The sequence below is a fragment of the Enterobacter sp. BNK-14 genome (assembly GCF_047456095.1).
Lineage (GTDB): Bacteria > Pseudomonadota > Gammaproteobacteria > Enterobacterales > Enterobacteriaceae > Enterobacter > Enterobacter kobei.
Genome location: NZ_CP179897.1, coordinates 3,637,916 through 3,652,621, shown reverse-complemented (window position 1 = coordinate 3,652,621; position 14,706 = coordinate 3,637,916). Strand labels below are relative to the sequence as shown.

The following is a 14,706-nucleotide window of genomic DNA, read 5'->3' as shown; positions in this document are numbered from 1 at the left end:
GCTTACCGGGCCTACAAATCCGCATTCAGGCTTAAATACTGAACGAAGAACCACACCCGCAGGTGCTGGTTGCGTTCGGGTTAGTCACCACAAAGCGTGACCCTTCCAGACCTTCGGTGTAATCCACTGAACCGCCGACGAGATACTGCAGGCTCATCGGGTCAACCACCAGCGCAACGCCCTGCTTCTCGATGGTCATATCACCATCGTTCACCTGATCGTCAAAAGTAAAACCGTACTGGAAGCCGCTGCAGCCGCCACCGGTAATATAGACACGCAGTTTCAGATCCGGATTGTCTTCGTCGGCAATCAGGGTTTTCACTTTGTTGGCTGCTGCTTCGGTAAATTCCAGCGGCACAGCTACGTCATCACTCATCTTATGCTCCCATGAATACTGCTATTGGGTAAAATTCACCCAATTCTTTTCGTCATTATCTAATACCCTGGTAATTCATTCAAGTATTCTGCGCGGCGGCCCGCTCCGCCTCTTGCTTTGCCAGGGTACGCGCGAGGATGGTGGAGTATAGCGGTTTCCCGCCCAGGAATTGGGCTAATAGTGTCGCCCCGAGACAGGTAATGATCATTGGCAAAATGAGCTGGTAATTATCTGTCATCTCCAGCACCAGCACGATACCGGTCAACGGTGCACGCAGAGACGCTGCCAGCAGTGCCCCCATGCCGGCCACCGCGAAGGTGCCAGCATCAAGATGATACGCCGGGAAGCCCACTTTGGCTGCTATACCAAACGCGGTGCCCAGCAGCGTACCAAGCGCCAGCATCGGGGCGAAAATCCCGCCGGGTGCACCGGAGGAGAAGCACAGAACCGTTGTGATAACCCGGGAGATAAACATAAACAGCAGCAGACCGACGCTGAAATTTCCCGCTGCGGCGATGGGGATCAGCCCGAAGCCGCCGCCTGCGGCATTCGGCTCAATAAAGCCGAGCACGCCGCACATCCCGCCCAGCAGGCCGCCCATCAGCACCCATTTCGTCGTATTGCCGCCATGAATACGCTGGAACATATCCTGAGCACGTAAGATGCAGGTGTTAAACAGCGGCCCCACCACGCCAAAAATCATGCCGAGGATCAGGTAAAGCCACAGGGTGTTGACCGGCGCGTTGGTCAGTTTACCCACCTCAATTACCGCCCCTTCGCCATTGAAGAGGCGGAAAACAATGCTCGACATAATAACGCCGGTAAACACGGCTTTAATGGAGATCAGATTGTAGCGGAACTGCGCGCGCATCTCTTCGATGATGAACAATATGCCCGCCAGCGGTGCGTTAAACGCCGCTGAAAGACCCGCCGCCGCACCGGTGGCGAGCAGCGTATGGCGCGCTTCGGCGCTTCGCATCCGGAACAGATCGCCCACCATGCGTCCGACGTTGCCCCCCAGTTGTACCGTTGGCCCTTCCCGGCCCAGCACCATCCCCGCGCCCAGCGTCCCCATACCGCCGATGAATTTAACCGGGATCACGCGCCACCAGCGCACCGGGCGCAACTCTTCTAGTGCACCTTCAATTTCCGGGATGCCAGACCCGCCGGCCTCCTGGGCGAATTTACGCACCAGAAAATACCCCACCATGGCAAACAGCGCCGATAGTCCAAATGCCCCGACCCAGACCAGCCACCGGCTATCGGCAAAACCCGCGACGGTGCCCACTCGCCAGTTGAGTACGGCATTGACCGCTTTTTCAAACGCCACGCCAACCAGACCGGCGAGAGTCCCCACCACGGCTGCAGCCAAAAGGATCGCCAGCGGCGTTTTATCGCGATTGAGCAGCCGCCGAATACTGATCCGGTGCTGAGCGCGCGTAAACTGTTGTTCTTCAAAAGACGGAGAATCTGATTTCATGTCCTGTTCTTATTCGTCATACAAAAAGCCGAGGAGATTTTACCAGAGACCTTCCCTCCGTCCCCTTAAAAATACTTAACAAATCTTAAAGCATTATCTGGCTAAAAATTTCATAACCTACTGCGAATCACTTAGAATAGTGTGCTTAATCATTTTATACGAACCAGGAACGACGCCATGAGCAAGTCTGAAAACCTCTACAGTGCAGCCCGGGAGCTTATTCCAGGTGGTGTGAACTCGCCTGTTCGCGCCTTTACCGGCGTGGGCGGTACGCCGCTGTTTATTGAACGTGCTGACGGCGCGTATCTGTATGATGTCGATGGCAAAGCCTATATCGATTATGTCGGTTCCTGGGGACCGATGGTGCTCGGGCACAACCACCCAGCCATTCGTAACGCGGTCATTGAAGCCGCTCAGCGTGGCCTGAGCTTCGGTGCGCCAACCGAAATGGAAGTGAAGATGGCGGAGCTGGTGACCGAACTGGTGCCGACCATGGACATGGTACGTATGGTGAACTCCGGTACAGAAGCGACCATGAGCGCGATCCGCCTGGCGCGCGGTTTTACCGGTCGCGATAAAATCATTAAATTCGAAGGCTGCTACCACGGCCACGCAGACTGTTTACTGGTGAAAGCAGGCTCCGGCGCGCTGACCCTCGGCCAGCCAAACTCGCCTGGCGTGCCGGCGGATTTCGCTAAGCATACCCTGACCTGTACCTATAACGATCTGAACACCGTTCGCGCGGCGTTCGAGCAGTATCCACAGGAGATCGCCTGCATCATCGTTGAACCGGTAGCGGGCAACATGAACTGCATTCCACCGCAGCCGGACTTCCTGCCGGGCCTGCGCGCCCTGTGCGATGAGTTTGGTGCCCTGCTGATCATCGACGAAGTGATGACCGGCTTCCGCGTAGCGCTGGCGGGTGCCCAGTCTTATTATGGCGTTGAGCCGGACCTTACCTGCCTCGGCAAAATCATCGGCGGCGGAATGCCTGTTGGCGCATTCGGCGGCCGTAAGGATGTGATGGAAGCGCTGGCGCCAACGGGCCCGGTCTACCAGGCTGGTACCCTTTCCGGCAACCCGATTGCGATGGCAGCAGGCTTCGCCTGCCTGACCGAAGTGGCGCAACCAGGTATTCACGAAACCCTGACCGACCTGACGACTCAACTGGCTAACGGTCTGCTGGAAGCCGCAGAAGAGGCGGGTATCCCACTGGTGGTCAATCACGTCGGCGGCATGTTCGGGATTTTCTTCACCGATGCGCCAACCGTGACCTGCTATCAGGACGTCGTGAAGTGCGATGTTGAACGCTTCAAGCGCTTCTTCCACCTGATGCTGGAAGAAGGTGTGTACCTGGCGCCGTCGGCGTTTGAAGCGGGCTTTATGTCCGTGGCGCACAGCGAAGAAGATATCAATAACACCATCGACGCGGCGCGTAAGGTGTTTGCGAAGCTTTAAGGTCCGTGCGGGGTGATGCCCTCACCCCAACCCTCTCCCACAGGGAGAGGGAGCAAACCCTAAAACGGCAATCTAAGGATTGCCGTTTACTTTTATTACCGACTCTGCTTTCTCAACAGATAAATAAAATACGGCGCGCCTATAAAGGTCGACAGCAGTCCCGCCGGGATCTGGTAAGGGAACAGCACCATCCTTCCACACCAGTCCGCAAATACCAGAATGACTCCGCCCGTCAGGGCTGACATCACAATGTGCGGCATTGTCCGGCGGAACCCCATCATTCTGGCGATATGCGGTGCCATCAACCCGACGAAGCTCAGCGGGCCAATAGTCATGGTTGCCGTTGCCGTGAGGCACGCTGCCAGCAGGAGAAGTGCGACACGCGTAGGCGTCAGCGCCATGCCCACAGCCCGCGCGGTTTCACCGCCGAGCGGCAGAATGGTCATCCAGCGACGACACAGCGGCACAATCGCCAGCAGCACAATCATTACGATCCCGGAATGCACAACCTGGCTGGCGGTCGCGTTGTAGGTTGAGCCAGAAATCCAGGTCAGGATCTTCGCCATTCGCGGATCGCCACTCGCCTGCAGCATCATCAACAGCATCGTAAAGGCCGTGCTGAGCGCCATCCCGGCCAGCAACATCCGGTGCGGGGAAAATCCGCCGCGGCCAGAGGCAATCAGAATAATCATCAGCGTCACCGCCGCACCGATACTCCCGGCAGGCATCAACCAGCCAAACGCGTTCCCTGGCACCAGGAACAGCATCAGCACCACGCCAAAGGCGGCACCGGAGCTGATCCCCAGCACTTCCGGGCTCGCCATCGGGTTACCGGTCAGACGCTGAATAATACAGCCCGCAACCGCCAGCATCACACCGGCAATAAGCGCGGAGAGGATCCGCGGCCAGCGCCATTGCAGTAATTCGTTGAGTAAATCACCCGTTGCCCAGTGCCAGCCTGCGGCATCGCGCCCAAACGCGAGTGCGGCAAACGAGGCGAGAAGCAAGACTCCCAGACCGGCAAGGCTAAACCACAGTACCGACTGACGTTCCGCGTAGACCTTATCGCCCGCGTCCATCGCAGGCGCGCTGATGCTGCGCAAACGCGGGAGCAACCACAGCAGCAGCGGCGCACCGATAAGCGCCGTTGCTGACCCGGTAGACACTTCCATCCAGACGCGGGCCAGCCAGAGAATGATCTGATCGGAAAGCCAGAGGATCAGCGCCCCGATCAACGGTGCGAGCAGCAGACGCGCCAGCAGCCGACGCGCCCCGAGCATTTTTGCCAGCAGCGGCGCAAAGAGACCGATAAAGCCGATAATGCCAACCGCGTTAACCAGCAGAGCGCTCAGCACAATCGCCAGCGTGAGCGCCGCCAGGCGTGCCAGCGACAGTGCCAGCCCCAGGTTGCGCGCCACGCCATCATCCAGCCCCATGAGCGTCAGCGGACGCAGGAGCAGCAGCGTCAGCACGACCCCGCCCGCCAGCTGCGGCCACAGACGCTGCACGATGCTCCAGTCGGTCTGGGTGAGCGTGCCGGTGCTCCAAAGGAACATACTTTGCAGCTGATCGTGATGGAACAGCACCAGCAGCTGGTTAATCGCACCGCAATAGAGGCTGACAACCAGCCCGGCAAGAATCAGCGTTACCGGAGAAAGGCGTTTCCCCCAGGCCACACCAAAGACCAGCGCCCCTACGACACACGCCCCCGCGAGGGCCGCAAACTGCGAGGTTAACGCGCCGGGCAATGCCCACAGCGTGGTGATCGTGATCCCAAGCTGCGCCCCGGTAGCGACGCCCAACGTGGTTGGCTCCGCCAGCGGGTTACGTAACACCTGCTGGAACAAAACGCCTACAAGGCCTAAACCGGCCCCGACCAAAAGGGAGATCGCCAGACGCGGCAGCAGGCTGTAGTGGAACAGCATCTGCTGAATATTGTCGATATCCGGCGAGACCAGCGCGGCTCCCCACTGCGCACGCGGTAACGCCGTCGAGAGATTGAACCCGGTGAATGACAGTGCAGCCAGAAAAAGCACGGACAGCAGTAGAACCGGGAAACGCGCGATACGGGTACTCATGCTTTACCTCCCAGCGCGTTATCCAGTACGCGGGCAAAATGCATGGCCGATAGCGTCGCGCCGTAGAACCACACAGCGGGCGCACGCTGGAAGCGCTTCTCGCGCACAAACGGCATCGCCTGCCAGAGCGGCGTCGCCATCAGCGTTTGCATTTCGCGCTCGTTGCCGTGGTCAAAGCACAGCACATCCACATCACGAAACGCCGCCAGACGATCGATACCGACGGCGGTACTGCCCCAGAAGGTCATCTCCCCTTCCCACGCATTGCGAATGCCAAAGCTGTCCAGCACCTCCTGGAACAGACAGTTTTTACCGAATACCAGCATATGGCGGGCATCCAGCAGCGTCACCATCAGCAGCGGGCGATCGCCCCGCCCGGCAAAGCGCGGCTTCAGGGCGTCAATCAGGGCATCGAATTCATCGAGATGCTTTTTGGCTTCCGTTTCACGGTTGAGGAAATGCGCCATCTCGTTGATCGAGTTTTTCGCCACGGTCAGCGGTTTTTTACCGTCGCTAAAGGAAAAACCGCGCCCTGGCGCAATACGTGCCATGGTCTCTTCTGACGGGCCATAGCCCGCAGACCAGAACAGGAATGACGGTTTCATTTGGGTAAGCAGTTCGAGGTTTGGCTCCGTACGCAGGCCGATGTCAATCACCGAGTCCGGCAGCTTCGGCTCGTTCACCCAGAGGTTATAGTTAGGGATGTCCGCCACGCCATAGGGCGTGACACCCAACGCCATCATCAGCTCTACCGGCAGCCACTCCAGCGCCACAATGCGGTGAGGATCGACTGCGGCAGCACGCGCCGTCGTCATGTTAAACAGCAAGGGTGAGAGCGCCATTGCCGTCAACAGGCGACGACGGCTGATAAATGTGTTGTCCAGCATCAGTACACGAAGCTCACCGGTGCAGCCCCAGCCGGGTGAGGCAAGATACCCATTGGAATACCGTAAATGTGTTCCAGCGTTTCGCTGCGCATTAATTCTGACGGTGTTCCCTGCGCAATCATTTCGCCGCCGCGTAACGCGACAAGATAATCGCAGTAGCGAGCCGCCATGTTGATATCGTGCAGGACCGCAATCACCGTCAGGCCACGCTGCTGGCTTAACCGGTGTACCAGCGCCAGCACGTCGACCTGATGGGCAATATCCAGCGCAGAGGTAGGCTCATCCAGTAGCAGGCAACGGCTGTCCTGAGCCACCAGCATTGCAATCCACGCCCGCTGACGCTCACCGCCAGACAGGCTATCCACCAGACGGTGCGCCAGCGGTTTTAGCCCAACCAGCGCAATCGCCTCTTCCACTTTCTCCCGGTCAGCCGCGCCGAAGCGCCCAAGCGCCCCGTGCCACGGATAACGCCCAATCGCCACCAGCTCACGCACCGTCATCCCTTCCGCCTGCGGCAACTGCTGCGGCAGATAGGCCACTTTGCGCGCAAAGGCTTTGCTGCTCCAGCTCTCCAGTTGCTGTCCGTCCAGCAGGATATCCCCTTCAGACGGCGGCTGATGGCGTCCCAGCATCTTAAGGAGCGTGGATTTTCCGGAACCGTTGTGACCAATCAGGCCCGTCACTTTACCGGCCGGGAACGTCAGAGAGAGCGGATGCAGCAACGTGCGTCCGGGTACGCGAAAGGAGAGATGATTGAGCGTGAAGGTGGTGTCGGTTTGCGTTTGATTATCCTGCATATCAGCCAACTTAAATAAAAAGGGCACGGCGAACCGTGCCCAAAAAGAGATTAGAAGCGGAAGGTCGCGGTGGCGACAACCTGACGTCCTGCTCCCCAGTAACACGCATATTCGCTGTAGCAACTGGAGACGTATTCGCGGTCGAAGATGTTGTTTACGTTGACACCGACAGAAGAGCCCGGCAGCCCAAAGCGAGCCAGGTCGTACTTCACGGTCGCATCCGCCAGCGCATAGCCCGCGACGTTGAACGACTGGTAGGCTTTTGGCGACGAGGCAGAGTAGTAAGAAACGGTATTACCGATGTATCGGGTTCCCGCCCCTACCGTCAGACCGCTCAACGCCGTCTCGTGGAAGGTGTAATCTGTCCACAGAGACGCCATATTACGCGGCACTTCCGCCGGACGGCGGCCTTCATACCAGGTATCGTGCGTGTATTCTGCATCAGTAAAGCTATAGGATGCCGTCACATTAACGTTTGCCGTTACTGCCGCTTTCGCTTCCAGTTCGAACCCGCGGGAACGAATTTCACCGCCCTGTACGCTAAAGCCGCTGGTCGGGTTCGCCGGATCGGCCGTCAGGTTGTTGTTTTTAGTCAGCTGGTATACCGCTGCAGTCACAACCACTGGCAGATCTTTCGGTACATACTTCACGCCCGCTTCATACTGTTTGCCACGAGCCGGATCGAACGGTTTACCGCCCTGGGTTGCACCGGAAATAGGCTCGAAGGATTCGCTGTAGCTGAAGTACGGCGTAATACCGTTATCAAACAGGTAGTTGATCCCGCCGCGCCAGGTGAACGCCCGATCGTTGATTTCAGCCGTCGTGTCAGAGGAACGCGTCAACGTGGACGTTTTGGCGAAATCATAGCGTCCGCCAAGGGTCATGACCCACTTATCCCATTCAGCCTGATCTTGCGCGTACAGGCCCGTTTGTTCCTGACGATTGAGCACGGCATACGGGAAGTTCACGTTGATATTGGCATTGTTATGCTGCGGATTACTCATGCTGATAGGGTCAGCGGTGCCGTAATCAGCATCGATATCGTTACGCATGCGCAAGTAATCGACACCCGTTAACAGGGTATGATCCACTGCACCGGTCGCAAATTTGGATTGCAGCTGGGTATCAACTGTAAAAGAATTCAGGTTTTCATCAGAACGTACATAGGCGCGGCTGATTTTCCCCGGCGCGATGTAGCCGTTGCCGTAAACAGAACGGTAGAGGGTATTAACTTTGGTATAGCGCAGGTTTTGACGTACGGTAAAGGTATCGTCAAACTCATGTGAGAAGCTGTAGCCCACCATCTTCTGGCGACGGGAGATCTTGTTGTCTTCGTCACCTTCATTGAAGTCTGTCGGCAGCTTGTGCGCATTGCCATTGGCATCATAGTACGGCACAACGGTGCCTTCCCGCGGCAGCCAGCCGTAATAGCCTGCATCCGGATCGCTCTGGAAATTACTCAGGAAGGTGAAATCCGTTTTATCGTCAGGACGCCAGCTGAAAGCGGGTGCAATGGCGTATCGGGTGGACTTAACCATTTCCTGCTGTGCATTTTCGCTGCGCCCCAGACCGGTGAGGCGGTATGACCACACGCCGTCATCATCAATCGCATCGCTAAAATCAAACCCGGTTTGCCACAGGTTATCGGTACCCATTTTGAACTGGATTTCTTTCAGTGGCTCGGTCGTTGGGCGCTTGCTGACCATGCTGACCACGCCGCCCGGGTGGCTTTTACCGTACAGAACGGATGTTGGGCCACGCAGCAGTTCGACACGCTCAAGGAAATAGGGATCCATTGACGCTTCAGAATAGTTATCACCCTGTAGCTTCATCCCGTCCAGGTACTGGTTAGTATTCACGGTTGTGGAAGTGGTGAAACCACGGATAGAAACTACATCATATGTTGTTGATGCACCGCGAGTAGCAAAAACGCTCGGCGTATAGGCCAGCGCTTGCTTCACCGTCCCCGGCTGCTTCATGTCCATCTCTTCACGAGTGACTACGGAAATAGACTGCGGGGTTTTCTCAATTGGCGTATCGGTCTTGGTCGCCGTGGCGGTGCGCTTGGCCGCAATCGTGGGTGCCGGTCCCCAGGCACTTTCCTGTGCCGCAGGCGCTGCGGTTACCGTAATGGTTTCTTCTTTTTTCGGGGTTTCGGCAGCATGTGCATAAGCCGACATGCCGGCAACCGCTGTGGCTACGACGACCGCGACTTTTCGCAGCGACGTGTTGATTGGCTGAGCAGTATTGGAAAGCGCCATGTTGTATCTCTGATGGAAAGGTTAATGATAACGTAAACGAGAATTATTATTATGAGCGCAAGAATAATAGGCGAAACGCCGGTTGCATAGCAAGCAATAAGCGGCCCTACGAGAATTGAGGGATTAAGAATTAACCAGATGAAAACAGGGGGTTAATGATGTTAGCGAAAGGATCGCCAAAACCCGCCGGAGCGGGCGGGAAGCATTAGCGGTAAAACAGCTCGAACGTGGCGACCGCCTCGACTTTTCCGGGTTTGACCTCCCCCGTTTTTACGTAGCGGGCCTTCAGGAGGATCTCTGCGGGCACCTTGTCCTGCGTAGCGGATATCGCAGTATAGGTCTGGTCAAACTGAAGGACGGTATCGTTGCTGTCGAGAATTTGAATCCCCAACCCTTGTGCGGCAGCATCACCGGATGCAATGCCCAAAATCGAGCCGTTGGTCACCCCCGTCGACCCCGTGCGGGTGAACTGATAGTCAATCTTTGTTCCCGCCGCGCAGTCGTTTATTGCAATCTTAAAACCACCGTCAGTCAGTATCTCTGAGTATTGCCCGTCAAAATCCTGAGAATTGACCGTTTTGAGAGGAACAAAAATGTTACGGTCAACCAGATTACAGGTATTGGTCGTAATATGGACGCTGGTGGGCGAAAAACGCATTTCACCGACCACGACACCGCCGAGCGTATCCTGCGCGGTCAGGCGCGAGGTATCCAGCATCCCGTCCTGGACCTGGCCGATGACCACCAGTTGAGCGGCGGCCCGAAAGACGTGGGTGCCATCAGACCCGCCATGTTTGTAGCCATAATACTGCCAGGGACGAATGAGGTCCTCCTCTATATAGTCGGGCAACCGTTCGCTTGACGCCGCCGCACGGATGCCAATCCCCGGCACGTTGGTTTTATAGACTCCCGGCAGAACGTCCTCACGCGCGTCGGCATCCGTCAGGGTCAAATAGCCGCGCCGGATTTGCGCGTCAGCTCCGCCACAGTGCACCGTAATTTCATTGGATTCGACGGCATTATCATAAATTACGGTCCCCACAGGGGTATCGGGATCGAGCATAAAGACCGCTGGAAGCTGAAAGGTAACAATGCCGCCAGATCCATCCCCGCCGCTGAAAGTACATTGAGCAAATGCCGGATGTACCCCCGCGGCGGCGACCAGCAGTACGGCAGAGATAACGGTTCTCACCAGAATAGTCACGCGCATTTTCTCTCCAGCCTCATTGGCAATTGACCGCGGTATTAATGATTCCCTCGCCATTGTCATCGGGTAAATCGATGACGCCATGACACTGTTCGTCGCCCGCCTCTCCCCACTGCGCGCTGAACGATGTGTGTCCATTAAGCCCTGAGAGGTAGACCTCGCCATCATCCCCGACAATCGCGGTGGTGTTATCAAGCGCCACGATGGCACCAAACGGCACTGGTTTACCCTGATGACGCAGAGTGACCAGCGCGCGACGCCCAACGCGGGCCTCGAAGTTCGCCAGTATCGCCGCGCCTTTTGTCGGCACGAGATCTAACGTTGCCGCGTCAATATCAATATCGCTGCGTTCCTGCGTGTTTACCGTGAGGGTGTTGTGTCGGTAAGCGGTAAGCGACGGCACGATGGCATTACCAAACGCATCGGTATAAATGCCGCGGCCGCTCTGAACGTTGACATCCTCTCCGTCGTTGATGTGTACAATCGCGAAAGCGTCCCGCACGGGCTGCCCCAGCGTAATGCCCTGACCGTGAGCCACGATGGATCCCTGAGCGTTATAGTTCCACTGGCGGTTATCCCCGCCGTAGCTGTACCCCATGCCAACTTCGCCGGACGAGCCGCGATAGCGCCCGGATACGCTGCCGCCATAGCCCGTATCTTTGTTGGCGTAGGTCTGCTGGAGGTTAAAGCTCAGCTTGTTATCCTCAAGCGCGGTCCCCCCGATCCCCACCTGGTGCGAGACATACCCGCCGCTTGCGGTATTTACGCTGTAGTTTGCCCACGCGTTAGAGAGCCAGTGCGATAACGGGATATTGACGTTCAGCGCCAGTTGCCGATCGGCATCGGCATCTGGCGTGCGGGTCAGGTTGTAGCTTATCGACCAGGTAATATTCCGCCAGCTGGAGCTCAGCCCGGCGCTGACGCTACGCTCGTGGCCGTCCATATCCCAGTAATCCTGCTGATAGCCGTTAAGATACGCCGAACCCCAGTCAGAAAGCCGCTGGGAAAGGTTTACCTGCATGCGGCTTCGGCGGTTGTTGGTTCTGCGATAGGTATAAATGCCGTCATCAATCTCGCTGTCGCGCTGATCGATAGCCTCCTGAAAGGTATAAAACCCGGAGGTGGAATAGCGGTAGCTGGCAAGCGTGACGGTGGTATCTGTGTCGGGAATATCTTTTGAATACTGCGCTCGCCATGAGAGTCCATTTGCGTCATCACGTCCGTCATCAAAGGCGGTTCTCGCGGTGGTGATATCCACCGAGGCTGAGCCCAGGTGACCCAAATCCGCGCCAACCCCCAGCAATAGTGCATGATACATCGACGCCCCCTGAGCGCCGGTGTAGGCCGTCACGCCATACGGCAGGCCATAAATAGCCGTACCTTGCACAAAGGTGGGCTCATCTTCCCCTTCATTGCCGCGATAACGCCCGGCCGCCAGCGAATACTTAAACCCGCCCTCACGCTGGAGGACCGGCACCGACGCGCTGGCCTGTATGAAGCTATGCTCCGAGCCATCCGCCTCTTCAACGGTGACTTCCAGATCCGCGCCGGAGGCGACCTGGCTTAAATCACGGATCTCAAATGGCCCCGGCGAGACGTTGGTTTGATAAAGGGTGTAGCCGTTTTGCTTAATGGTGACTTTTGCATCGCTGTTGGCAATCCCCCGCACGACTGGCGCAAACCCCTGCTGGCTGACCGGTAGCATCGCCGTATCCGTTTCCAGCGTCAGGCCGGTCATCTGCACGCTGTCGAACAGCTCGCTGTTGGTGTACGTCTGGCCCAGTTCAAGCTGGCTTTTCAGCGCTTTGATATCGCGCTGCAGGGTGGTGGCGATGGCTTCCCAGCCCGAAGAGTCACTCCAGGTACTGTTGTTGCGCAGCCGCCACGCGCCCAGATTAAGACCCGACGTCAGGCCAAGCCAGGTTGATGAGGTTTGACCCGTGCTGTAGTGCTGCTGAGAACCGCTGAGCTGATAGCTTGTCCAGGCCGCCGGAGCACCGTCATCCCAGAATTTCGGGTTAATGGCGCCCGCAGCCGCGCGGTTGCGGTAGGCCTGGGGAATGACCAGCGTCAGGGTCTGGTTATCCTGATTGTAATCGTAGCGAGCATGTTCGATGAAATGGGAGATATCCCGAATGCAGGCCGCATCGTCCATATCTTTGAGATCCGGCACCGCGTCGACGTTCACGCCGAATTCACGCAGATCCGCTTTGGTCAGCTCCGGCAGAAGCTGCTGCTTATCGTCAGAAAGCACATAGGTGACCTCGCGTTTATCCACGACGTCCCGATCCCACATGATGGTGGTCAGATAGCGCCCTGCCAGCAAGCCGTTATCATTAATGAAGTTTTTGAGCGTAGCGGTATTTTCCAGCGGCGTATCCAGCTCAAGGATCCGCAGGTTGAATTCGTCATCAGCCCACGCAGGCGGGATCGCGACGAACAGCGCGAGCACGATCCCGGACCATACCTGTTTTTGGCGAGAGGGAGAGGACATAGCATTCCAACACGATCCCGTTAAAGGGCCTGCTTGCGCTGAGGGGTTTGCGCCCCAAAATCATTGATTGCCGTCCAGGTCACCGCACCCGTCGCCCCTTTTGGCAACGCAAAATGCTGCTCGCTAAACGGTGCAACCATCATCGAAATAGCCCCCGGCGTGGTTTCGGTCTCTTTCACCGGTACGCTTTTCCCGCCCACGGCCAGCTCGCCAAAGGAGACGTAAAACGGTGTGGGGTTGTTGGCAATAAGCGTGTCGCCCTGACGACGGAACGTGATTTTTTCATCCGCCACCAGCGCATCGGCCTCTTTTAACTGAGACGGGCGCCAGAAAAGCTTCAGCCGCGTTTTCATCGCGAACTGCAGGGTATTTTTCTCTTTCAGCTCAGGCGACAGCGCGGAGACCGATTTCACATTCGCCAGGAACAGCGATTCACGGTCTGATGGCAGGCTTTTTTTATCGCCAGTAAAAATAACGTGTAAAAGGGTTTGACGATTTTCCTGCAGCTTATAAACAGGAGGGGTAATAACGAAGGGCGCTTTTGCATTATTGACATAGCTGACCCAGCTTTGTACCAGATAACGCGTATGGGGATCTTTATTTTTAAGGGCTATTTGTACTTCAGCTTTATTTGATGGATAAATAATACGAGTACCACCCAAAACCACACTGGCTTGCGCTGACAGACATGAAATAATTAAACAACCACATAACAATTTAAATAAAGTCTTCATACAACTTTCCAAAAGGCAGCCATAAAGGCTGCCAGTAATGACTTAGCGATAGACAACCTCGAAAGTTGCCGAAGAAGAATAGCGGCCTGCGGTGGGTGCAGTATCACCAATCTGAATCACCTTCGCGATGTAGTTAAAGACTGACGCATTTGTTCCCGTCGCATCGTTAGCCACATCCGTTCCCGTCGAAGGCAGGGAGCCATCAAATACCACATCGTCTTTCGTGCCGTTTTCATTGCTGACGATGATGCCAACGTTGGTGGCATTACCGGCGCCGCTGAGGTCGTTCTTCAGACGTTTATGCGCGGCATCCGTTGTCGTTCCGCTGAATTTGAGGTTGAGTTTGGCAACCAGCGGGTCACATTTTTTCACTTCAATATTAAACGTTTTGCTGGTGCCCACTGCGCCATCAGTGCCAAAGTCCGACGCATAGGTATCGGGGAACGTGACGGTTGACGAGGTCGTACCGGAGCCATCAACATTAATTTCACAGGTGTCGGCCACCACTTTCCCGGCAAAGTTCACCGTGCCAGAATCGTTTCCGGCAAATGCTGGCAGAGACAGCGCTGCCATTATGCTTGCAGCCAAAAATGAAGAAAGAACATACTTACTCATAATCATATCCTTATATATATCGATGCAGTCATCCATTCCCGCCCCAATACTGTGCGTCAGAATGTTATTTAAGCGCTCATATCACTCATACAGGGGTAATTAACCCAGCCATGTTTCAGGAAAGCCTGTGATTCCTTGAGGCGATTAAATCAGATCATTCTTACCAGTGTCCAGATAGCCTAAAAACCTCCTGCACATAATGGCGTACAAGACTATGTTTTAAATAAAAAATAATGAATCTTAGGAATTCTTAATTTTGAATTAACTTTTTTTAAAGGATTGCGGACTGTAAACAATAAAAAAGGCCGCTTTAAAATAA

General features: G+C 56.1%; 11 protein-coding genes. 1 reads left to right on the top strand and 10 read right to left on the bottom strand.

Annotated elements, in window-relative coordinates:
• Positions 1–31 precede the first annotated feature (31 nt).
• Both erpA and clcA read right to left on the bottom strand, forming a co-directional pair.
• A complete protein-coding gene (gene erpA, locus ACMGGM_RS17325) occupies positions 32–376 on the bottom strand; it encodes an iron-sulfur cluster insertion protein ErpA (RefSeq protein WP_008501923.1) in 345 nt (114 codons plus the stop codon).
• Between the two features lie 79 nt (positions 377–455).
• Entirely contained in the window at positions 456–1,856 is a 1,401-nt protein-coding gene (gene clcA / locus ACMGGM_RS17320) for a H(+)/Cl(-) exchange transporter ClcA (protein ID WP_059372496.1), read from the bottom strand.
• A 177-nt stretch (positions 1,857–2,033) separates the two neighbouring features.
• Between clcA and hemL the strand changes: the two genes are divergently transcribed.
• A complete protein-coding gene (hemL, locus tag ACMGGM_RS17315; protein ID WP_014882616.1) occupies positions 2,034–3,314 on the top strand; it encodes a glutamate-1-semialdehyde 2,1-aminomutase in 1,281 nt (426 codons plus the stop codon).
• Between the two features lie 95 nt (positions 3,315–3,409).
• Here hemL and fhuB read toward each other — a convergent pair whose 3' ends face one another.
• From fhuB to ACMGGM_RS17275, 8 genes are all read right to left on the bottom strand, one after another.
• Positions 3,410–5,392 (bottom strand): Fe(3+)-hydroxamate ABC transporter permease FhuB, encoded by a 1,983-nt coding sequence (fhuB, locus tag ACMGGM_RS17310; RefSeq protein ID WP_023332122.1) that lies wholly within the window; start codon positions 5,390–5,392, stop codon positions 3,410–3,412.
• On the bottom strand, positions 5,389–6,279 hold the full coding sequence (fhuD, locus tag ACMGGM_RS17305) for a Fe(3+)-hydroxamate ABC transporter substrate-binding protein FhuD (protein WP_014882614.1): 891 nt from the start codon (positions 6,277–6,279) through the stop codon (positions 5,389–5,391). The genes fhuB and fhuD overlap by 4 nt, the downstream gene beginning before the upstream one ends.
• A complete protein-coding gene (fhuC, locus tag ACMGGM_RS17300; protein WP_059372497.1) occupies positions 6,279–7,076 on the bottom strand; it encodes a Fe3+-hydroxamate ABC transporter ATP-binding protein FhuC in 798 nt (265 codons plus the stop codon). Before fhuC ends, fhuD begins: the two co-directional genes overlap by 1 nt.
• Before the next feature lie 50 nt (positions 7,077–7,126).
• Entirely contained in the window at positions 7,127–9,337 is a 2,211-nt protein-coding gene (gene fhuA, locus ACMGGM_RS17295) for a ferrichrome porin FhuA (RefSeq protein WP_047624634.1), read from the bottom strand.
• Positions 9,338–9,542: 205 nt separating this feature from the next.
• On the bottom strand, positions 9,543–10,547 hold the full coding sequence (locus ACMGGM_RS17290; protein ID WP_063943988.1) for a fimbrial protein: 1,005 nt from the start codon (positions 10,545–10,547) through the stop codon (positions 9,543–9,545).
• Positions 10,548–10,560: 13 nt separating this feature from the next.
• Positions 10,561–13,038, bottom strand: a complete 2,478-nt coding sequence (locus ACMGGM_RS17285; RefSeq protein WP_414149055.1) for a fimbria/pilus outer membrane usher protein — start codon at positions 13,036–13,038, stop codon at positions 10,561–10,563.
• A gap of 20 nt (positions 13,039–13,058) precedes the next feature.
• The gene (locus ACMGGM_RS17280) at positions 13,059–13,772 is read right to left on the bottom strand and encodes a molecular chaperone (RefSeq protein ID WP_023332118.1); all 714 of its coding nucleotides are present in this window, start codon (positions 13,770–13,772) and stop codon (positions 13,059–13,061) included.
• A gap of 42 nt (positions 13,773–13,814) precedes the next feature.
• Complete coding sequence (locus tag ACMGGM_RS17275; RefSeq protein WP_023332117.1) at positions 13,815–14,387, bottom strand: fimbrial protein; 573 nt, start codon at positions 14,385–14,387, stop codon at positions 13,815–13,817.
• Positions 14,388–14,706 lie beyond the last annotated feature (319 nt).

Bases quoted from the DNA above. Each gene is read 5' to 3' on its own strand.
- erpA (WP_008501923.1), bottom strand. From the start codon at position 376: ATGAGTGATGACGTAGCTGTGCCGCTGGAATTTACCGAAGCAGCAGCC.
- clcA (WP_059372496.1), bottom strand. From the start codon at position 1,856: ATGAAATCAGATTCTCCGTCTTTTGAAGAACAACAGTTTACGCGCGCT.
- hemL (WP_014882616.1), top strand. From the start codon at position 2,034: ATGAGCAAGTCTGAAAACCTCTACAGTGCAGCCCGGGAGCTTATTCCA.
- fhuB (WP_023332122.1), bottom strand. From the start codon at position 5,392: ATGAGTACCCGTATCGCGCGTTTCCCGGTTCTACTGCTGTCCGTGCTT.
- fhuD (WP_014882614.1), bottom strand. From the start codon at position 6,279: ATGCTGGACAACACATTTATCAGCCGTCGTCGCCTGTTGACGGCAATG.
- fhuC (WP_059372497.1), bottom strand. From the start codon at position 7,076: ATGCAGGATAATCAAACGCAAACCGACACCACCTTCACGCTCAATCAT.
- fhuA (WP_047624634.1), bottom strand. From the start codon at position 9,337: ATGGCGCTTTCCAATACTGCTCAGCCAATCAACACGTCGCTGCGAAAA.
- ACMGGM_RS17290 (WP_063943988.1), bottom strand. From the start codon at position 10,547: ATGCGCGTGACTATTCTGGTGAGAACCGTTATCTCTGCCGTACTGCTG.
- ACMGGM_RS17285 (WP_414149055.1), bottom strand. From the start codon at position 13,038: ATGTCCTCTCCCTCTCGCCAAAAACAGGTATGGTCCGGGATCGTGCTC.
- ACMGGM_RS17280 (WP_023332118.1), bottom strand. From the start codon at position 13,772: ATGAAGACTTTATTTAAATTGTTATGTGGTTGTTTAATTATTTCATGT.
- ACMGGM_RS17275 (WP_023332117.1), bottom strand. From the start codon at position 14,387: ATGAGTAAGTATGTTCTTTCTTCATTTTTGGCTGCAAGCATAATGGCA.